Source organism: Blastochloris sulfoviridis (assembly GCF_008630065.1).
Lineage (GTDB): Bacteria > Pseudomonadota > Alphaproteobacteria > Rhizobiales > Xanthobacteraceae > Blastochloris > Blastochloris sulfoviridis.
Window position 1 is genome coordinate 14,382 of sequence record NZ_VWPL01000014.1, and the last position, 21,267, is coordinate 35,648.

Annotated in this window: 12 protein-coding genes; 2 read left to right on the plus strand and 10 right to left on the minus strand. The window is 69.4% G+C overall.

Annotated elements, in window-relative coordinates; genetic code table 11:
• Positions 1 to 43 precede the first annotated feature (43 nt).
• The 4 genes from F1193_RS09545 to tesB all read right to left on the minus strand — a co-directional run bounded on the left by F1193_RS09545 (position 44) and on the right by tesB (position 5,931).
• The gene (locus F1193_RS09545; RefSeq protein ID WP_425457228.1) at positions 44 to 2,515 is read right to left on the minus strand and encodes an FtsK/SpoIIIE family DNA translocase; all 2,472 of its coding nucleotides are present in this window, start codon (positions 2,513 to 2,515) and stop codon (positions 44 to 46) included.
• A gap of 309 nt (positions 2,516 to 2,824) precedes the next feature.
• Positions 2,825 to 4,285, minus strand: a complete 1,461-nt coding sequence (locus tag F1193_RS09550) for an ammonium transporter (protein ID WP_150097456.1) — start codon at positions 4,283 to 4,285, stop codon at positions 2,825 to 2,827.
• A 27-nt stretch (positions 4,286 to 4,312) separates the two neighbouring features.
• Positions 4,313 to 4,651, minus strand: a complete 339-nt coding sequence (locus F1193_RS09555) for a P-II family nitrogen regulator (RefSeq protein WP_126401722.1) — start codon at positions 4,649 to 4,651, stop codon at positions 4,313 to 4,315.
• A 416-nt stretch (positions 4,652 to 5,067) separates the two neighbouring features.
• Entirely contained in the window at positions 5,068 to 5,931 is an 864-nt protein-coding gene (tesB, locus tag F1193_RS09560) for an acyl-CoA thioesterase II (protein ID WP_150097457.1), read from the minus strand.
• A 240-nt stretch (positions 5,932 to 6,171) separates the two neighbouring features.
• Here tesB and F1193_RS09565 point away from each other — a divergent pair, with 240 nt between their 5' ends.
• Positions 6,172 to 7,410, plus strand: a complete 1,239-nt coding sequence (locus F1193_RS09565; RefSeq protein WP_150097458.1) for a ubiquinone biosynthesis hydroxylase — start codon at positions 6,172 to 6,174, stop codon at positions 7,408 to 7,410.
• A 164-nt stretch (positions 7,411 to 7,574) separates the two neighbouring features.
• On the opposite strand, the gene F1193_RS17285 is transcribed toward F1193_RS09565, so the two are convergent.
• From F1193_RS17285 to F1193_RS09595, 6 genes are all read right to left on the minus strand, one after another.
• Positions 7,575 to 8,078: a DUF2934 domain-containing protein gene (locus F1193_RS17285; RefSeq protein WP_210247339.1), complete on the minus strand. Its 504-nt coding sequence runs from the start codon at positions 8,076 to 8,078 to the stop codon at positions 7,575 to 7,577.
• Between the two features lie 160 nt (positions 8,079 to 8,238).
• A complete protein-coding gene (gene glgX, locus F1193_RS09575) occupies positions 8,239 to 12,240 on the minus strand; it encodes a glycogen debranching protein GlgX (protein ID WP_150097460.1) in 4,002 nt (1,333 codons plus the stop codon).
• A gap of 26 nt (positions 12,241 to 12,266) precedes the next feature.
• Entirely contained in the window at positions 12,267 to 13,931 is a 1,665-nt protein-coding gene (gene glgA, locus F1193_RS09580; RefSeq protein ID WP_210247340.1) for a glycogen synthase GlgA, read from the minus strand.
• On the minus strand, positions 13,928 to 15,232 hold the full coding sequence (glgC, locus tag F1193_RS09585; protein WP_150097506.1) for a glucose-1-phosphate adenylyltransferase: 1,305 nt from the start codon (positions 15,230 to 15,232) through the stop codon (positions 13,928 to 13,930). The genes glgA and glgC overlap by 4 nt, the downstream gene beginning before the upstream one ends.
• Complete coding sequence (gene glgB, locus F1193_RS09590; RefSeq protein WP_150097461.1) at positions 15,229 to 17,484, minus strand: 1,4-alpha-glucan branching protein GlgB; 2,256 nt, start codon at positions 17,482 to 17,484, stop codon at positions 15,229 to 15,231. The genes glgC and glgB overlap by 4 nt, the downstream gene beginning before the upstream one ends.
• Positions 17,485 to 17,676: 192 nt before the next feature.
• Positions 17,677 to 20,082: a glycogen/starch/alpha-glucan phosphorylase gene (locus F1193_RS09595; protein ID WP_150097507.1), complete on the minus strand. Its 2,406-nt coding sequence runs from the start codon at positions 20,080 to 20,082 to the stop codon at positions 17,677 to 17,679.
• A 763-nt stretch (positions 20,083 to 20,845) separates the two neighbouring features.
• Between F1193_RS09595 and F1193_RS09600 the strand changes: the two genes are divergently transcribed.
• Positions 20,846 to 21,235, plus strand: coding sequence for a response regulator (locus F1193_RS09600; protein WP_150097462.1), 390 nt, complete (start codon positions 20,846 to 20,848; stop codon positions 21,233 to 21,235).
• Positions 21,236 to 21,267 lie beyond the last annotated feature (32 nt).

Below are 21,267 nucleotides of genomic sequence, written 5' to 3' on the forward strand. Positions count from 1 at the left end.
GGCCGCACCTCTCCCGGAGCGCACGACTCACGCGCCGCACGACTCAATAGCCGCTGTCGTTGTCGGCTTCGATCAGGATCTCGCGCTTGCCGGCATGGTTGGCCGGGCCGACGATGCCGTCCTTCTCCATCCGCTCCATCAGCGAGGCGGCGCGATTGTAGCCGATCTGCAGCCGGCGCTGGATGTAGGAGGTCGAGGCCTTGCGGTCGCGCACCACCACCTCCACCGCCTGGGAATAGAGGTCGCCGCCGCCTTCGCCGCCCATCGCGGTCTTGTCGAACACCGCGCCGTCCTCGCTTTCCTCGTCGTCCTGGGCGGTGACGGCGTCGAGATAGTCCGGCGCGCCTTGCGCCTTGAGGTGGGCGACGACGCGCTCGACCTCGGCGTCGGAGACGAAGGGGCCGTGGACGCGCGAGATGCGCCCGCCGCCGGCCATGTACAGCATGTCGCCCTGGCCGAGCAGCTGCTCGGCGCCCTGCTCGCCGAGGATGGTGCGGCTGTCGATTTTCGAGGTGACCTGGAAGGAGATGCGGGTCGGGAAGTTGGCCTTGATGGTGCCGGTGATGACGTCGACCGAGGGGCGCTGGGTGGCCATCACCAGATGGATGCCGGCGGCGCGAGCCATCTGGGCGAGGCGCTGGATCGCGCCTTCGATGTCCTTGCCGGCCACCAGCATCAGGTCGGCCATCTCGTCGACGATGACCACGATGAACGGCAGCGGCCCGCAATCCATCTCCTCGCGCTCATAGATGGCTTCGCCGGTCTCCTTGTCGAAGCCGGTCTGCACCGTGCGCACGATGCACTGGCCCTTGGCGGCAGCCTCGGCGACGCGGGCGTTGAAGCCGTCGATGTTGCGCACGCCGAGCTTGGACATCTTCTTGTAGCGGTCCTCCATCTCGCGGACCGCCCATTTCAGCGCCACCACCGCCTTCTTGGGATCGGTGACCACCGGCGTCAGCAGATGCGGGATGCCGTCATAGACCGACAGTTCCAGCATCTTCGGATCGACCATGATCAGCCGGCATTCCTTGGGCGGATGCCGGTAGAGCAGGCTGAGAATCATGGTGTTGATCGCCACCGACTTGCCCGAGCCGGTGGTGCCGGCGATCAGAAGATGCGGCATGCGGGCGAGATCGACCACCACCGGCTCGCCGCCGATGGTCTTGCCCAGGCACAGCGGCAGGCGGTCCTTGGTCTCGGCGAAGGAGGGCGAGGCCAGAAGCTCGCGCAGCAGCACCTTCTCGCGCTTGGGATTGGGCAGCTCGATGCCGATCACGTTGCGGCCGGGCACCACCGCGACGCGGGCGGAGATCGCGCTCATCGAGCGGGCGATGTCCTCGGCGAGACCGATGACGCGGCTCGACTTGATGCCGGGCGCCGGCTCCAGCTCGTAGAGCGTCACCACCGGACCGGGATGGGCGCCGATGATGCCGCCGCGCACGCCGAAATCGTCGAGCACGCCTTCGAGCAGGCGCGAGGTCTCCTGCAGCGCGCCCTGGCTCAGCGCCGGCTGGCCGGAGCCCTTGGGCGCGGCGAGCAGACCGACCGCCGGCAGCTCGAATTTCGCCTCGGGTTCGAGCGCCGGCTGCGCCTCCGCCGCCGCGCGGGCGCGGCTGGTCTTGATGCCGCGCGCCGGCCCGCGGGTCGGCGGCAGCACCTCGGGCGAGCGCGCCGGCGCCGGGGCGGCGGCGGCGGCCGGCTCGCCGTCGTCGGCCCACACCGGCGGGCGCGGCGGCTCCGGCTCGCGCCGCTCGTCGGCCGGCGGCAGCCACGGCGCGGGCCGGAGCGCGGGCGGCGGTGGGCGGCGGCGCAGCCGGCGCATCAGCGCCGCCCGGCCGGCATAGAACCAGTGGGCGAGATAGCCGAGCGAAACGGACGCGGTATCACGCTCCTCGACGACGAAACGCGCCTCGGCCGGCGCGGCGGCATGATCGGCGGTGCGGCCGAAGCCGAGGCCGGAGGCGGCGAGCACGGCGGCGATGGCGGCGATCGACAGGGGCGTGGCCACCACCGGGCGGCCCGCCGCGTCGAGCGGCCCGGCGATCCAGGCGAACCCGCGCAGCACCGCGTCGCCGACGATGCCGCCGAGGCCCGAGGGCAGCGGCCAGGTGGCCGGCGCCGGCAGACAGGCCGCCGCGGCCGCCGCCAGCACCGTGCCGGCGAGCCATAGGACAAGCCGCAACCGCTCCCGTGTCGAGGGCCGGCCCGACACCAGCCGCCAGCCCAGGACCGCGATGGGAATCAGCAAAGCGAGCGCAGCCACCCCGACGAGCTGCATCACCAGGTCGGCGACGACGGCGCCCGGCGTGCCGAGCAGGTTCCTGGCCGGGCCGCTGGTGGCGTGGTTGATCGACGGATCGTTGACCGACCAGGTCGCCAAAGCGAGGGTCATCGCCAGCACGGCCGACAGGATCGTCAGGCCGGCGAGCTGCGACGCGAACCGGCGCAGCGCCGGGATCACCTCCTCGGTCAGGAGATCCACAAGCCACCGGCGCCGGATCAACTGCATGCCCACCTCCGTGACGGCCGCACAGCATCGCGCCACGGGAGGCGCGACAGTCCGGATCACGCTAGCGGGCGTGCGGTAAAGACTCGTTTAACCATCGCCGGCCGCCCTCCGAATGGAAGCCGCCAAACGGAAACGGCCCCGGCGCGGGGCCGGGGCCGTTCCTCTCCGATGCGGCAGGGCCGCGGCGGATTGATCATACGGTTTCCGGCCTGCAGGGCCGGAGAACCGTATTCCGGTCGCCGGAAATCCAGCTTTTGAGACAGGATTTCCGGCGAGTTTGTTTCCGGGATCCGAAGGGATCATCCGGAAACCGCATCACAGATTGTAGGCGCGCTCGCCGTGATCGACGAGGTCGAGGCCCTCGCGCTCCTTGTCGGCGGTGACGCGCAGACCGACGGTCCAGTCGATCAGCTTGAGCAGGACCAGCGAGCCGAAGCCCGACCAGCCGAGCGACACCAGCACCGCCTTGGTCTGGGCCCAGACCTGGGTGGTCATGTCGTAGGCCGCGGTCTTGCAGACGCCGTCGGGGTCGCAGGCGGTGTAGTCAACGATGCCGGCGCCGCCGAGGCTGGGGTCGACCAGGATGCCGGTCAGGATGGCGCCGACGATGCCGCCGATGCAGTGCACGCCGAACACGTCCAGCGCGTCGTCATAGCCCAGCGCGTTCTTCACGCCCGAGCAGAAGATGAAGCAGATCACGCCGGCGATGACGCCGAGCACGATCGAGCCCATCGGACCGGCGAAGCCGGCCGCCGGGGTGACGGCGACGAGGCCGGCGACCGCGCCGGTGACGATGCCGAGCAGCGAGGCCTTACCCTTGACCGCCCACTCGACGAACATCCAGGCCAGCGCCGCCGCCGCGGTGGCGACGAAGGTGTTCATCAGCGCCAGGCCGGCATAGGCGTTCGATTCGAGGTTCGAACCGGCGTTGAAGCCGAACCAGCCGACCCACAGCAGCGCGCCGCCGATCATGGTCATCGCCAGCGAGTTCGGGGACATCAGCTCGCGGCCGTAGCCGATGCGGCGGCCGACCAAGAGGCAGGAGACGAAGCCGGCGATACCGGCGTTGATGTGCACCACGGTGCCGCCAGCGAAGTCGATGGCGCCGAACTGGTAGATCAGGCCGGAGTCGGCGAGGACCTCGTCGAGCTTGGCCTGGGCAGCCGCCTTGGCGGTTTCGTCGACGGCGTCATGGACCGCCTGCGCAGCCGCGGCGACCGCATCCGGGCCGGCCCAGTACCAGACCATGTGGGCGATCGGGAAGTAGATGAAGATCAGCCACAGCGGCACGAACAGTGCCACGGCCGCGAACTTCATACGCTCAGCGAAGGCGCCGACGATGAGGGCCACGGTGATGGCGGCGAAGGTCATCTGGAACGCGACATAGACCAGTTCCGGAATCGCCACGCCGACCGAGAAGGTGCCGGCCAGCGATTCGGTGGTCACGCCCGACAGCAGCACCTTCGAGAACCCGCCGAAGTAGGCGTTGTCGCCGGTGAAGGTCATCGAATAGCCGAACAGCGGCCACAGCACGCAGGCGACGCAGACGCAGTAGAAGACCTGCATCAGCACCGACAGCATGTTCTTGGAGCGGACCAGGCCGCCATAGAACAGCGCTAGGCCCGGAATGGTCATCAACAGGACGAGGATGGTGGAAATCAGCATCCAGGCGGTATCGCCCTTGTCCACCGTCGGTCCGTCGGCGAGCGCCGGACCGGCTGTCAGGAGCATCACGGCAAGAGCCGGAAGCGCCCGACGCAGCATGGAGACCGTCATTTCAATCAACTCCTTGCAGGACGAAGCTCACAGAGCGTCGGTGTCGGTCTCGCCGGTGCGGATGCGCACGGCGTGATCGAGCGAGTAGACAAAGATCTTGCCGTCGCCGATCTGGCCGGTCTTGGCAGCCCCGGTGATGGCGTCGATGACCTTGTCGACCTGGCTGGTGGGGACGGCCACCTCGATCTTGAGCTTGGGCAGGAAGCTGACCGCGTATTCGGCTCCCCGATAGATTTCCGTGTGCCCCTTCTGGCGGCCGTAGCCCTTCACCTCGGTGACGGTCAGGCCGTGCACGCCAATGCCGGTGAGGGCATCGCGCACCTCGTCCAGCTTGAACGGCTTGATGATCGCCGTGACAATTTTCATCGGTCGATGTTTCCCGCTGTTGCCAGCCGCCAGGACTGCGGCCGGGTGACTATCGTGTCGGGTGCTACCGCACGAAGGCGCGTTTCCCCCGTGGCAAACCCGCGAGGGGAGAATCAAACCTCGTGCCAAGCGCCGCGCAGCGCGCAGCGCCCTGACATACAAGAGGAAACCGACTTGAAGAGCTATGCCGCAAGGGTGCCGCGACAGCATTTGCTCAAAGATTAAGCAAATGCTCTCGCCTTGACGTGCCGCAGACGGAGTCGCCCGCTCAAAATTGAGGCAGCCGCGAAACGCCCGATTTCCGGACGGTCCTGTCGAGATCGAAGGAACCGATCCCGGCGAAAATTCTCTGACCTGGCGGGGATTGCTCGGCGACCAGCATGCGGCTCGAAGGCCCCGCAGACCGGAATCCCGGATCACTCCGTCCGGCGCTGGCGCACCAGACCCTCCTGCGCCACCGAGGCGACGAGCTGGCCGTCGCGGCTGAACACCAAGCCGCGGGCGAGGCCGCGCCCGCCCGAGGCGTTCGGGCTGTCATGGGCGTAGAGCAGCCAGTCGTCGATGCGGAACGACCGGTGGAACCACAGCGCATGGTCGAGCGAGGCGGGCAGGATGTCCTTCTCGAACACCGTGCGGCCGTGCGGGATCAGCGCCGCGTCGAGCAGCGTCAGGTCGGAGGCGTAGGCGAGGACGCAGCGGTGCAGCACCGGGTCGTCCGGCAGCGTGTCGGTGATGCGCAGCCAGATGTGGAAGCGGCCCTCGGCCTGCCGCTGGCCGAGATAGCGGCCGAACTCGACCGGGCGCAGCTCGATCGGCCGCTCGCGCTCGTAATAGGCGCGCACCGGATCGGGCATCATCGGCAGCACCCGCTGCTTGATGTCCATCTCGCTCGGCAGGTCGAGCGGCGGCGGCACCACCGGCATCGCCATCTGGTGGGTGAAGCCCTCCTCGTCGGCGTGGAACGACACCATGGCGGCGAAGATGGTCTGGCCGTGCTGGATGGCGTTGACCTGCCGTGTGGTGAAGCTCTTGCCGTCGCGGATGCGCGCCACGCGATAGATGATCGGCACCGCCGGATCGCCGGGCAGCAGGAAATAGGCGTGCAGCGAATGCGGCAGCCGGTCCTCGACCGTGCGGCAGGCCGCCACCAGCGACTGGCCGACCACCTGGCCGCCGAACACCCGCTGCCAGCCGACCTGCGGGCTCCTGCCGCGGAACAGGTTCACCTCGAGCCGTTCGAGGTCGAGAATATCGAGCAGTTCCTTCACCGCGGCGGACATGCCTTCACTCCGGGGGATCGGTGTTATCCGGCTTCCGGGCAATCCCTTCGGGAGCCCGGAAGCGGCCTCGCCGAAAAATCCCTGAACAGGAGGGGGTTTTCGGCAAACAGCATACGGTTCTCCAGCCTTGCGGGACGGAAACCGTATCATCCGCAACACTGGCGTCAGCATGGCCGGCGAGCAAGCGCGCAGACGCGGGCCCGCCTTGCGCCGTCCGGGCCGGAGGGCTACGCAGGACGCATGGTGGAGACTGCGAAGACCACGCATCACGCGGACGTCGCCATTGCCGGCGGCGGCTATGCCGGCCTCGCGCTGGCGCTGGCGCTGCGGCAGGGCCTGGGGCCGCAGGCTTTGATCCTGGTGTGCGACCCGGTGCTGGCCCGTCCCTCCGCCGGCGACGGGCGGGCCTCGGCCATCGCCGCCGCCGGCCGGCGGCTGCTGGAGGCGCTGGGCGTCTGGGCGCGGCTCGCCGCGAGCGCCCAGCCGATCCGCGAGATGACGATCACCGACAGCCGCACCGGCGATGCCGTGCGGCCGGCGCTCTTGACCTTCGCCGGCGAGGTCGAGCCGGGCGAGCCGTCCGCCTACATTATCGAGAACCGGGTGCTGCACGACGCGCTCGCCACAGCGTGCCGGGACGCCGGCCTGACGCTGCTGGCGCGGCCGGTGGCCCGCGCCGAGGACGCCGGCGAGGCGATCGCCGCGCACCTCAGCGACGCCAGCCACGTCACCGCGCGCCTCCTCGTCGCCGCCGACGGCGGCCGCTCGCATCTGCGCGAGCGGGCGGGCATCAGCGTCCACAGCCGCGCCTATGGCCAGTCCGGCATCGTCGCGACGCTGGGCTGCGAACGCGACCACGAGGGGCGGGCCGAGGAGCACTTCCTGCCCTCCGGACCGTTCGCCTTCCTGCCGATGACCGGGCAGCGCGGCTCGATCGTGTGGACCGAGACCAGCGAGGCCGCGGCGCGCTACTGCCGGCTGCCGTCGGAATTGTTCCTCGACGAGGTGGCGCGCCGGCTCGGCCACCACCTCGGCGCGCTCACGCTGCTGGAGCCGCCGCAGGCCTTTCCGCTGCGGCTGATGATCGCCCGCGAATTCTACAAGGGCCGGCTCGTCCTGGTCGGCGATGCCGCCCACATCATCCACCCCATCGCCGGCCAGGGCCTCAATCTCGGCCTGCGCGACGTCGCCGCCTTGGCCGAATCGATCGTCGATGCCGCGCGGCTCGGGCTCGACATCGGCGGGCCGGACGTGCTGGAGCGCTATGCGCGCTGGCGGCGCTTCGACACCTTCACCATGGCCGCCGCCACCGACGCGCTCATCCGCCTGTTCTCGAACGATTTCGACCCGCTGCGGCTGGTGCGCGGCTTCGGGCTCGGCGTGGTGGACCGCATGCCGGGCCTCAAGCAGGCCTTCGTGCACGAGGCCTCGGGCTTCGGCGGCGAGGTGCCGCGGCTCCTGCGCGGCGAGCGGATCTGACACGAACGGCAGCAGAATATGACTCGTCATGCCCGCGCTTGTCGCGGGCATCCACGGCTTAAAATGTCTTTGGAAACAAAGACGTGGATGGCCGGGACGACGCCCGGCCATGACGACGGCGAGTCATGCTCGACGACAGTTGGTCTAAGCCGCGCCGCGCGCCCTCAGGCCGCGCCGCGCTTGGCGAGCAGGGCCTCGATCTCCTGCTCGGCGGCGTACCAGTCCTCCTGCTCGTAGCCCGGCGCGAAGTGGCGGCGCTGCGCCCGGTAATAGGCGGCGTCGGCGATCATCGCCGCCTTCTGCTCGGGCGTGATCTCCTCGGGAACGATCGCTTCGGACACGATCTCTCCCGACGCGGCCTCAAGGTGCGTCGCGTCCTCGGCCGCCGGCGCGAGATTGGGCGCGTCGGCCGCCGCCGTCTCGACGACCTTCTCCTCGATGACCTGCGTCTCGATGGCCTGCGCCTCGACGACGGGCGCGAGCGGCGCGGGTTCCGCCACCGGCGTCTCGACGGCGGGGGCCTTCTTCGATGCCGGCGTCACCGCCTCCGCCTTCGGCTTCGCCGCCTTGGAGGCCGCCGATACCGCGGCCGCCATCGTCTCGCTGGCCGCAGGCGCAGCCTTCACCGACTTCCTGGAACCCGACTTCTTGCCTTCCGCCATGCTCATGCTCCCCATTCGGGATCCCCTTGCGCATCCGTGCGCCCGGTGGGATCGTGGATTGAACCCGATATATACAGCCGCGTTCGGCGGCAGAATAACGCCACCCCGATCGCGGCCCGAAACGCCGTCCAAGGATAATCGCCGACGCGTCCGGTCTGCGACTCCCTCACCGGCCCGGCGGCCGCGCACCGTCGCCGGCCGCGGCGCTGCCGGGAGCGAGCCGCCCCTTGAGCGCTGCGACCACCGCCTGCATGGCGGGCGAAGCTTCCAGCGCCTCGACGCTGAGGCCGATGCGGCGGCGCCAGTTCGGCTGCTCGCGGTCGGTGCCCGGCACGTTGAGCGCGTCGAGTTCGCCGGCCACGTCGTCGGTCTGCACCAGCACCAGCGCGGAGGCCGCGCTGGCGAGCCCGCCATGCAGCGCCGCCAGCAGGGCCGGCGGCGGCGTGTCGGCCTCGAACCACGCCGGCTCGGTGGGCCAGCCGGCGGCCACCAGCATGCTGGCGAGGCGCGCGAACTCGGCCCGCCGCTCCTGGCGCCGCCGCTCGGCGCCGGCCGCATCGATGCGCCCGAGCGCGACATCGACATCGATGTCGCGGCCGCGGAGCCAGCCGCCGAAGGTCGGCAGGTCGTGGGTGCCGAAGCTCGCCACCGAGGTGCGCGAATAGCGGGCCGGCAGCCGGAAGTCGGCGCCGTCGCGCTCGAACAGCAGGATGCGCATGCCGAGCATGTCGGCCTCGGTGGTGCGCTCGCGGAAGCCCCACGGCACGGTGCCGAGATCCTCGCCGACCATCAGGCAATGGGCGGCGCGGCTTTCGTCGGACAGCACGCCCAGCATGTCCTCGAACGGATAGCGCACATAGGTGCCCTCCAGCGGCGTCGCGCCGTCCGGCACGAAGAACAGCCGCGTCAGGCTCATGGCGTGGTCGATGCGCAGCGCCCCGGCGTGGCGCATGTTGGCGGCGACGAGGCCGCGGAAGGCGGCGCAGCCGGTCTCGGCAAGGCGGAACGGGTTGAGCGGCGGCACGCACCAGGTCTGCCCGGCCGCCGAGAACGGATCGGGCGGCGCGCCGACCGACACGCCCGACACGAAATCGGCGGGCGCCGTCCAGGTCTCGGCCCCGTCAGGGGCCGAGCCGACCGCGAGGTCGCGATAGAGGCCGATGGTCAGTCCCGCAGCCTTGCCCCGGGCGCTGGCGCGCGCGAGCTGGCGGTCGGCCAGCCACTGCTGGAACAGCGCGTAGCGGATCTCGCGGGCATGGTCGCGCCGCGCCTGGGCGATGCCCGGGCCGGTGATGGCGCCAAGCCCCGACGGCCAGCGCGCGCGATCGGTGGTGCCGGCGGCGTGGGCGATCGCCTGGAACAGCGCGAAGCCGGCCAGCGCCTCGCCGCCCTCGGCGACGAAGCGGGCGTATTCGACCGCCAGCGCCTGCGGCAGCCGCCCGGTTTCGGCGCGCTGATCGAAGGTCTCGAACGCCGCCCGCAGCACCGCGTCCTTGATCGCCGCCACCGCCGGATAGTCGACGAGCCGTCCTTCGGCCAGCATGGCGATGGCACCGGCATGCGATTCGAGCGCCGCCTGCGCCGCCTCGGAGTCGAACATCTTCGGCAGGCACGCCACGTCGATATAGAGCGGATCGAGGAAGCGCCGGTCGCAGGGGTGGTAGGGGCTCGCCCGGCTGCGGTCGGTGGCGAACAGCGCGTGGAACGGATTGACGCCGACCAGCGCCGCGCCCATCCGGCCGGCGCTCTCGGCCACGCGGGCGAGCGTCTCGAAATCGCCGACGCCGGCGTCGCCGTCGTGGCGCAGCGCGTAGAGGTGGGCGGCGAGGCCGTAGAGCTTGTGGTCCTCGGCCAATGCCGGCGGCAGGTGGCAGGGCGGCGCGTGCCGCGGCGCCCCCGACGCGCGGGCGTGCAGATAGGCGAGGCTTTCGCGCGCCTGGGCGGTCGAGCCGACGGCGAAGCCCATGCCGGCCAGAATGGCGCGCAGCGTGTCGGGCGAGGCGCGCCGGCCGATGCCGTCGAGACCCCACCAGTCGCGCTCGACGCCGGCGGCCTCGGCGAGTTCGCCCAGCACGTTGGGATCGACCCCGGCGCGGCGGCGGGCGCGCACCGGCGCAGCCGCCACATCGCTGACGGCCGCGAACAGGCGCACCGAGCGCGCGGCGACCGTGGTGGTGGAGAGCCCCTCGACGTCGGGGGCCGGCGCGCCATCGGGCGCGGCGCTGTCGAACAGCTCGCGCCAGACCCGCTCCTGCTCGGCATCGGGCAGGGCGACGGCGACGTCGCTTGAGCCGCCATTGATCCACAGCACGACGCGGCTCGCCGGCTCCAGCCCGTCGGCGGTGGCGAGCATCAGGCCGAGCACCCGGTTGTCGGCGGTCTGCCACTCGGGCGTCGTCATGGCGAGGCCCGAGGGCGCGAGCCAGATCACATCCGGCGCACCGCCGGGCTCGACGGCCCGGCCGCTGACGAACCGGTCCTGGCGCAGCGCCGGGTGGGCGCTGCGCGCCGCCGCCAGCCGGGCGGTGAAGGCGATCAGCTCGCGGTCGGCACTCTGCCAGTCGAGCCAGGTCGTGGCGTTGTCCTGGGCGTAGGCGTTGTTGTTGCCGCCCTGGGTGCGGCCGAACTCGTCGCCGGCGGTGAGCATCGGCGTACCGCGCGACACGAACAGCGTCGCCAGCAGCGCGCGCACGTCGCGCTTGCGCCGGGCGACGATCTCGGGGTCGTCGGTGGGCCCTTCGACGCCGTGGTTCCAGGAATTGTTGGCGTCGGTGCCGTCGCGGTTGCCCTCGCCATTGGCGAGATTGTGCTTGCGCTCGTAGGCGACGGTGTCGGCCAGCGAGAAGCCGTCGTGGCAGGCGATGAAGTTGATGCCGGAGGCCGGGCCGCGCCCGCTCGCCTGAAAAATGTCCGACGACCCCGCAAGCCGCGTGGCGAGCAGACCGGTCAGGCCGGCATCGCCCCGCCAGAAGCGGCGCACGTCGTCGCGGAAGCGGTCGTTCCATTCCTGAAACGGCTTGGGAAACCGGCCGAGCTGGTAGCCGCCGGGGCCAACGTCCCACGGCTCGGCGATCAGCACGCGCTCGCCCAGCACGTCGTCCGAGGCGATGGCCGCGAGCAGCGGGTGGTGGGGGTCGAACCCGTCGGCGCGGCGGCCGAGCGTGGCGGCGAGGTCGAAGCGGAAGCCGTCGACGCCGGCCTGAAGCGCCCAGTGGCGCAGGGCGTCGACCACCAGCCGCAGCGTGGCCGGCCGGTCGCAGGCCAGCGTGTTGCCGCAGCCGGTGTCGTTGATCAGCTCGCCGTCGGCGGCGTGGCGGAAATAGGTGGGGCCGTCGAGACCGCGCAGCGACAGGCTGGGGCCCAGGATGTCGCTTTCGCCGGTGTGGTTGAACACCATGTCGAGCAGCACCTCGAAGCCCTCGGCGTGCAGGGCATTGATGGTGTCGCGGATCTCCGTCAGGCCGCCGGGGGCGAGGCGCGGATCGGGCGCCAGATAAGCGATCGGGCTGTAGCCCCAGGCATTGGTGAGGCCGAGCGGGCCGAGATGGCGCTCGTCGATCCAGGCGGTGATCGGCATCAGCTCGATGGTGGTGACGCCGAGGGTCTTGAGGTGATCGAGGATGGCGGGCTCGGCCAGCGCGGCGACGGTGCCGCGCTTGGCCAGCGGCACGCCTGGGTGGCGCTTGGTGAAGCCGCGCACCAGCACCTCGTAGATGACCCGCCGCTCCGGCGCGATGCGGGGCCGCGGCGTGGCGGACGGTGCGGCCGGCCGGCGCAGCACCGCCTTCGGCACGTCGGGCGCGCTGTCGGCCTCGGACATGGCGCCGATCTCGCCGGCATGCGCGCGCATCGACGGCGCGAGCACGAACGGCCGGTCGAGCTCGACGGCGTAGGGGTCGACCAGGAGCTTGGCGGGATTGAAGAAGAACCCGCGGTGGGGATCGAACGGGCCTTCGGCGCGAAGGCCGTAGCGCGTGCCCTCGTCGAGCCCGGCGACGAACGTGTGATGGATGTCGCCATCGCGCGCCATCGCCACCCGGCGGAGTTCCTCGCGGCCCTCGGCGTCGAACAGGCAGAGCGTGAGGCGGCTGGCGTGCTGGGACCGGACGGCGAAGTGCACGCCCGCCGCAACGGCGTCGAACGTCGCCCCGAGACGCCCGGGCGGCATGCCCGGCGATGGGGGACGCGTTGGCGTCATGCGCTGTCCACTTCCACCAGAGACCGGAACAGGGCGGCATAGGCGCCGGCCCGCCGCGTCCACGACAGATCGAGCGACATGGCCTGCCGCTGCATCGCCCGCCACGCCGGTGCGTCGGCATAGAGCGCAACGAAGCGCTCGATCGCCGCCTCCAGCGCCTCGCGGGTGACCGGCTCGAACTGGATGCCGGTGGCGACGCCCTGCTCGCGCGCGGCGGCATTGGCGTCGATCACCGTGTCGAACAGCCCGCCGACGCGCGACACGATCGGCAGGCAGCCGTAGCGCAGGCCGTAGAGCTGGGTGAGGCCGCACGGCTCGAAGCGCGAGGGCACGAGGATCGCGTCGGCACCGCCCTGCACGAGATGGGCGAGATTCTCGTCATAGCCGGCGAACACGCCGATCTGGCCGGGATGGGCGGCCGACGCCTTGGCGAGCGCCGCCTCCAGCGGGGCGTCGCCGGTACCGAGCACAACGACGCGGCAGCCGGCGGCGATGATCGAGGGCAGCGCCTCGATGACGATGTCCATGCCCTTCTGCCACGACAGGCGCGTGATGAGCCCGATCAGCGGCCCGTCGCCGGGCACGAGGGCGAAACGGCCCTCCAGCGCCGCCTTGTTGCGGGCGCGCAACTCCAGCGTGTCGGCGGTGTAGGTGGCGGCGAGCGCCGGATCGTCGGCCGGGTTCCAGGTGTCGACGTCGATGCCGTTGACGATGCCCGACAGCGCCAGGCCCTTCTGGCGCAGCAGGCCGTCGAGCCCCATGCCGGCGCCGGGCTGGCAGATCTCGGCGGCGTAGCGCGGGCTCACCGTGGTGACGCGGTCGGCGAAGCGGATGCCCGACTTCAGGTAGCCGATGCCGCCGTAATACTCGACGCCGTCCAGCGAATAGGCGTCGCCGGGCAGGCCGATGGCGTAGAGCAGGTCGCGCGAGAACTGGCCCTGGAAGGCGAGGTTGTGGATGGTCAGCACCGAGCGCGGCCGGCTGCGGCCGCCATAGTGCAGATAGGCCGGCGCCAGCGCCGCCTGCCAGTCGTGCGCGTGCAGCACGTCCGGGACGTAGGGGCCGAAATCGCCGCGGGCGATGAGATAGGCCATGTGCGCGAGCGCCGCGAAGCGCACGGAATTGTCCGGCCAGGGCTGGCCGTCCGGCCCCGAATAGGGGTTGCCTTCGCGCCAGAACAGTTGCGGCGCCTCGAGCACGAACAGATCGAGCCCGGCGGCGCGGCCGGACAGAAGCTTGCAGAAGGCGCCGAAGAAATAGCCGTACTCGGCGACAACCGTGGTGCCCTCCAGCGCCCGCAGCACGCTCGGATAGCCGGGCACCAGCGTGCGGACCTCGACGCCATGATGGGCGAGTGCGGGCGGCAGGCCGCCGACCACGTCGGCGAGGCCGCCGGTCTTGATCAGCGGAAAGATCTCGGAGGCGACCGCCAGCACCTGCAGCGGCCGCGGTCCGGTGGGCGCGGGCGCGGGCGGAACGACCGGCACCGCCGCCGGCTCCACCGCCGCCCGCGTCGGGACGGCCGGCGCCGGCGCCGGCTTCAGAACGGGCGCCGGCTTCGCCGCGGACGGCTCCGACAGGCTCTCCCCGGCCGGCTCTGCCGGCTTGCGGGGGCGGAACGCCGGAGCCTTGCGGCCCTTGGGCGGGGCTCTGTCGCTCATTCGGACATCCTGTCGATCATGTTCTGGGTGATCAGCACGATGCCCTTGTCGGTGCGGCGGAAGCGCTTGGCGTCGAGCTCCGGATCCTCGCCGACGACGAGGCCGGGCGGAATGCGCACGCCGCGGTCGATGATGGTGTTGTGCAGCCTGGCGCGCCGGCCGATGTCGACGTCCGGCAGCACCACCGAGGACTCGATGCGCGAGAACGAATTGACGCGCACGCCGGCGAACAGCACCGAATTGCTCAGCGCGCCGCCCGACACGATGCAGCCGGCCGACACCAGCGAGGACACCGCCTGGCCGCGCCGTCCCTCCAGGTCGTGGACGAACTTGGCGGGCGGGGCGATCTCGGCATAGGTCCAGATCGGCCAGTCGCGCTCGAAGATGTCCAGGCTCGGAATGACCGCCGTAAGGTCGATATTGGCCTCGTGATAGGCGTCGAGCGTGCCGACGTCGCGCCAATAGGCGTCCGGCTCGTTGTGCGAGCGCACGCACGAGGAGGTGAAGCGGTGGGCGACCGCCTTGCCGTTCTTGACGAGGTACGGAATGATGTTCTTGCCGAAATCGTGCGAGGAGTCCGGATCGGCGGCGTCGCGGCGCAACTCCTCGAGCATGAAGCGCGTCTCGAACACGTAGATGCCCATGCTGGCCAGCGCGAAATCCGGATTGCCGGGAATGCCCGGCGGATCGGCCGGCTTCTCGACGAAGTCGATGATGCGGTCGTTCTCGTCGACATGCATGACGCCGAAGCCGGTGGCCTCCATGCGCGGCACTTCGAGACAACTGACGATGACGTCGGCCTTCTGGTCGACGAGTTGGCGCAGCATCGGCTCGCAATCCATCTTGTAGACGTGATCGCCGGCCAGGATGATGGTGTAGCGCGGATCGTAGCCCTCGATGATGTCGATGTTTTGGTAGACCGCGTCGGCCGTGCCGACGTACCACATGTCCTCCGACACGCGCTGGCTGGCTGGCAGGATGTCGAAGCCTTCCTTGCGTTCCTGGCGGAAGAAGTTCCAGCCCGACTGCAGATGCCGGATCAGGCTGTGCGCCTTGTACTGGGTGGCGACGCAGATGCGGCGGATGCCGGAATTGAGCGCGTTCGACAGCGCAAAATCGATGATGCGCCACGTGCCGCCGAAATAGACCGCCGGCTTGGCCCGACGGTCCGTCAGTTCCATCAGGCGCGAGCCGCGTCCTCCGGCCAGCACGAAGGCCATGGTGTCGCGGGCAAGCGGACCGGAATCGGGCCGGTTGACACGGGCCACGGCGGGCGAAACAGGCAGGCCGGGAGACGTCATGGGCATTCCCACTCAAGATACAGGGTGGCCAGGGGAGGCAGCGTCAGGGTCGCCGACACGCCGCCGAACGCATCGCTGGTCGCCTGCACGGCGCCGCCATTGCCGACGCCGCAGCCGCCATAGTCGCGCGCATCGGTGTTCAGCCGCTCGGCCCAGCGCCCGGTGCGCGGCATCGGCACGCGATAGCCGTGGCGCGGCACCGCCGTGAGATTGGCGATCACGGCGACGAGGCCCGAGCCGTCGCCCGACTGGCGCGCCCAGGCGAACACCGAATTCTCGCGGTCGTCGACGATCAGCCAGCGGAAGCCTTCGGGCTCGCAGTCGCGCTCGTGCAGAGCGGGCTTGGCATGGTGCATCCGGTTGAGATCGCGCACCAGACGCTGCATGCCGGCGTGCGGGGCGTGCTGGATCACCCCCCAGTCGAGCGCCCGGGATTCGCACCACTCGTCGCGCTGCGCGAACTCCTGTCCCATGAACAGGAGTTTCTTGCCGGGATAGCCCCACAGCAAGGCGTAATAGGCGCGCAGGGAGGCGAACCGCTGCCAGTCGTCGCCGGACATCTTGTGCAGCAGCGACGCCTTGCCGTGCACCACCTCGTCATGGGACAGCGGCAGGATGAAGTTCTCGGAGAAGGCGTAGAGCAGGCCGAAGGTGATGTCGTCGTGGTGCCAGCGGCGATAAACGGCCTCGCGCGACATGTATCGCAGCGTGTCGTTCATGAAGCCCATGTTCCACTTGAAGCCGAACCCGAGGCCGCCCGCAAAGACCGGGTGGGAGACGCCGGCCCAGGCGGTCGATTCCTCGGCGATCATCAGCACGCCCGGATGCTGGGCGTAGACGATCTCGTTCAGGCGCTTGAGGAAGGCGATCGCCTCGAGGTTCTCCTTGCCGCCATACTTGTTGGGCAGCCATTCGCCGTTGCGGCGCGAATAGTCGAGATAGAGCATCGAGGCCACCGCATCGACCCTGAGCCCGTCGATATGGAAGCGCTCCAGCCAGAACAGCGCGTTGTTGATCAGGAAGCTCGCAACCTCGGTGCGCCCGAAATTGTAGATCGCGGTGTTCCAGTCGGGATGGAAGCCACGGCGCGGATCCTCGTGCTCGTAGAGCGCGGTGCCGTCGAAGTGGCGCAGGCCGTGGGCATCGGTCGGGAAGTGCGCCGGCACCCAGTCGAGGATGATGCCGATGCCGGCCTTGTGGGCGGCATCGACGAAGCGCGCGAACCCCGCCGGATCGCCATGGCGGGCGGTCGGCGCGAACAGGCCGGTCGGCTGGTAGCCCCAGGACGCATCGAGCGGATGCTCGGAGACCGGCAGGAGCTCGATATGGGTGAAGCCGAGATCGGCGACGTAGGGGATGAGCTGGCGGGCGAGGTCGTCATAGCTCAGGAACTCGCCGTTCGGCCCGCGCTGCCAGGAGCCGAGATGCGCCTCGTAGATCGACATCGGCGCGCGGCGCGGATCGCGCTTGGCGCGGGCCTCCATGTAGGCGGCATCCGTCCACGCAATGTCGAGCGGCCCGGCGACCACGGATGCGGTGTTGGGCCGCAGTTCCGACTGGAAGGCCATTGGATCGGCCTTGAGCGGCTGCAGATTGCCGTCGGGACCGAGGATCTCGAACTTGTAGATCGTCCCGGCGCCAAGGCCGGGGACGAAGATCTCGTAGACGCCGGCGTCGACCCGCCGCCGCATCAGATGGCGGCGGCCGTCCCACTGGTTGAAGTCGCCGACCACCGAGACGCGCTGGGCGTTGGGCGCCCACACCGCGAAATGCACGCCGGCCACCCCCTCGTGCACGATGGGATGGGCGCCGAGCTTGTCGAACAGCCGCAGGTGCGATCCCTCGGCGACGTAATAGTCGTCGAGCGGGCCGAGCACCGGGCCGAAGCCGTAGGGGTCGAAGAACTCCCAGGCGCCGCCGGCATTGCGGGCGCGCAGCCGGTAGCGGATGCGCGGACCGGGCCCGATCGATCCTTCGAACACGTCGTGCGGCGTGCGCTTCTCCAGCGCGCCCAGCACCGTGCCGGCGTCGTCGATCACCTCGACGGTGTCCGCGCCCGGCACGAACGCCCGCACCACGCGCGTCCGTCCGGCCTCCTGCAGGCCCAGAACGGCGAACGGGTCATGATGCGTGCCCGCGGCGATGGCGGCGATATCGCCGGTCGAGAGTCGCGCGCCGTTGCCCGCCGCGACGCCTCCACCCTTGGCCCCCGCGCCGCCCGTGCTTCCTCCGCCCGTGCTTCCTCCGCCCATGAAATCCCCGGCCATATACCCCCCGGCTGTGAACTGTTCGGCCAGAATTGCTGACCCATCGCCCGACGGGCCCGCCGGCGGCCTCGCGGGTGCGTGGCCGTTCGGCTGGAACTGCCGTCCCCTTGATCGTGCCCAAAGCCGCAGGAACGATCGAGGGACCATACCTCAGTAACGCCGGCCCCGATTTGCGGGTCAGCGCGTCGGCACGCCCCAGATCTCCTCAGCGTAGTCCCGGATCGCCCGGTCGGAGGAGAACCAGCCCGATCGGGCTGTATTGATCACCGCCTTGCGGGCCCAATCGCTCGAATTGCGCCACAGGGCAGCGATCTTCCGCTGGGTTTCGGCATAAGCCTGGAAGTCGGCAGTGACAAGAAAATAGTCGTGATTGCGCAGCGCGTCGACGGTGCCGCGATGGCGCGAGGGATCGTCCGGCGAGTAAACGCCAGCGTATAACGATTCCATGACAGCGACGAGCGCCGGATTGCCGGCGATCGTTTCGTTTGGATTGTATCCCTTGCGGCGAACGACTTCGACCTCCTCGGCGATCAGCCCGAAGATGAAAATGTTCTCGCCACCGATATGATCGCGAAGCTCGATGTTGGCGCCGTCAAGCGTCCCGATGGTCAACGCGCCGTTCAGCGCGAACTTCATGTTGCCGGTGCCCGAAGCCTCCATGCCGGCAGTCGAGATCTGCTCGGAGAGATCGGCGGCAGGAATGATCACCTGCGCCAGGCTGACATTATAGTTGGGCAGGAACGCCACCTTCAGCAGCCCGCGCGTCGCCGGATCGGAATTGATCACCTTGGCGACGTCGTTGATCAGCTTGATGATGTATTTGGCGGTCGTGTAGCTCGACGCCGCCTTGCCGGCAAAGATCTTGACCCGCGGCACCCAATCCTCGTTCGGCCGGGCGCGGATCGCGTCATAGAGCGCGATGGTCTCAAGAACATTGAGAAGTTGGCGCTTGTATTCATGGATGCGCTTGACATGGACGTCGAACATCGCCGCCGGGTCGACACGCACGCCGATCTGTTCGAGCATCAGGGCGGCGAGCCGCTCCTTGTTGGCGCGCTTGACCTGCATGAAGCGTTCGCGAAACGCCGCATCCTCGGCATGGGGCGCAAGCTGCGACAGCTTCTCCAGGTCGTCGAGCGGCCCTTCGCCGATGGTGTCGCGTACCAGCCGGGCGAGGTCGGGATTGGACTGCATCAGCCAGCGGCGCGGCGTGATGCCGTTGGTCTTGTTGGTGATGCGCTCGGGATAGAGCGTCCCCAGCTCCTTGAAGACCGTCTTCTTCATCAGCTCGCTGTGCAGCGCCGAGACGCCGTTGATCTTGTGCGAGCCGACGAAGGCGAGGTTGCCCATGCGCACGCCGCGGCCGTGCCATTCGTCGATCAGCGAGATCGCCGACAGCATGCCGTCGGTGCAGTCCGGCCGCGTGCGGGCGCTGGCGAGCAGCTTGGCATTGATGGCGTAGATGATCTGCATGTGGCGCGGCAGCAGCCGCTCCATCAGCGACACCGGCCACATCTCCAGCGCTTCCGGCAGGAGCGTGTGGTTGGTGTAGTTGATGGTGCCGCGGGTGATGGCCCAGGCTTCGTCCCAGCCGAGCGCGTGCACGTCGAGCAGAATGCGCATCAGCTCGGCCACCGCGATCGCCGGGTGGGTGTCGTTGAGTTGGAGGGTGGCCTTGTCGGACAGGCTGCGGATGTCGCCGAACTGCTGGACGTGGCGGCGCACCAGATCCTGCAGCGAGGCCGAGGTGAAGAAGAACTCCTGGCGCAGCCGCAGCTCCTGGCCGGCCTGCGTCGAATCGGACGGGTAGAGCACGCGCGAGATGCTCTCGGCGCGGGTGCGGTCGGCGACCGCGCCGACATGGTCGCCGCGGTTGAAGGCTTCGAGGTGGATCGGGTCGGCGGCGCGCGCCCGCCACAGGCGCAGCGTGTTCACCCGCGCGCCGCGCCAGCCGACGATCGGCGTGTCGTAGGCGATGGCCAGCACCCGGTCGACCGGCTTCCAGGTGTGGCGCACCGCGCCGTCCCAGCCCTCGGCGGCCTCGACCGTGCCGCCGAAGCCGATCTCGTAGGCGACCTCGCGGCGCTCGAACTCCCAGGGATTGCCGAACGCCAGCCAGTCCTCCGGCAGCTCGATCTGCCAGCCGTCGGCGATCTTCTGACGGAACAGGCCGTGGTCGTAGCGGATGCCGTAGCCATGCGCGGCGATGGCCAGCGTCGCCATGCTTTCCATGTAGCAGGCGGCGAGCCGGCCCAGGCCGCCATTGCCGAGCGCGGCGTCGGGCTCAAGCTCGGCCATGGCCTCGTAGTCGACCCCGATCTCGGCCAGCGCCTCGCGCACCACCGCGTCGAGTTGCAGGTTGCACGACACGTCGCGCAACTGCCGGCCGATCATGAATTCGAGCGACAGGTAGTACACGCGCTTGCGGCCGGTGCGGTAGGCCTCGCGCACCGAGGCGATCCAGCGGTCGACGACGTGGTCGCGGACGGCGAGGCTGGTGGCGCGCAACCAGTCGTGCAGCTTGGCCGCGGCCGGATCCTTGCCCACCGCATAGGTGAGCTTGGCCAGGATCGCCTTGCGCATCTGCAGCGCATCGACCTTGGGCGCAAAGGCGACACCGTCGATCGCCGGGTCATCAAGGCTGGCGGGTTCGCCGGTGGACGCGACGTTCGGCATCAGATAGGGCATGCGACCTCGATCGGGCACGGACGGGGCTGAATTGGTCTTAGCTGCAATGCAACCTGGATTGAAGAGGCGCGATTGTTTGGCCGGCTGCCGACCGCCGCGTGCCGGCCAGCACCGGTTTCCGAGGCGTTCGGTCGAAGTATAACCTGCAAACGCCTCGCACCCAGCATGGCTGCATCCTGAATCGATCTCGACAATACGGCCTCATCCCCGACTCAGCCAAGGGTTCGGTTAAAATCGCGACTGAAACTTCTTTTCCGCGCGACAGCTCGGCATGGCAGAGCGATTCCACATGCGCTCAAATGCGGGCGGCCCGCAAGCGAAACCGAAACGGCGCCGTTGCGCAAAATTGCCGCTCCGCACGACCTGCGGCTGCGTCAGCGGGCGTATTGGCGCCGCCGTTGCCTGCATCTCAACCTTATCGATACGCATATCAACGAAAGCGTTCACGTTTCGTTAATCTTTACATGTTGTAGTAATCATCGAATCGCGGTATTGGTAAACCAAGCTAGCGGCAGCCTTCGCAACCCTTTGCGCGCCCGCGATTTATACTTTCGACAAACCCAAAAATATTTGCTGAGTACGGGGGAACCAATCTGTCGTTCCGACGTTAATGTTACTTTTTCTAGTGCGAGGCCGCCCAGGAAAGTCGAAGCCAGCCATGTTGCGAGTTCTGATTGTCGAAGATAATGCGCTGATTGCGTGCGACCTCGACGCCATCGTCGCCGCATCGGGGCATGAAGTGATGGGCCCGGTCGATACCGTGGCGGACGCACGAAAACTGCTCGGCGACTGTGACGCCGCCCTGCTCGACATCGACGTGCGCGACGGCAAGACGTTCGAACTGGCCGCGGCGCTCGGCCAGACGGGACGGCCGTTCATGTTCATCACCGGCGTGGTGCGCCGGGATCTGCCGGGCATGTTCCGCAGCGCCGCCTTCCTGCAGAAGCCCTACGCGGCGGGCGACATCCGCCGCTGGCTGGGCCGGACCGAGTCGCCGCCCACCGTGCCGGCCGCCCAAAACGCCAGGATGCGCACCGCCCCGGCCTGATCCGCCGAGCCTGATCCGCCGAGGTCAGCCAC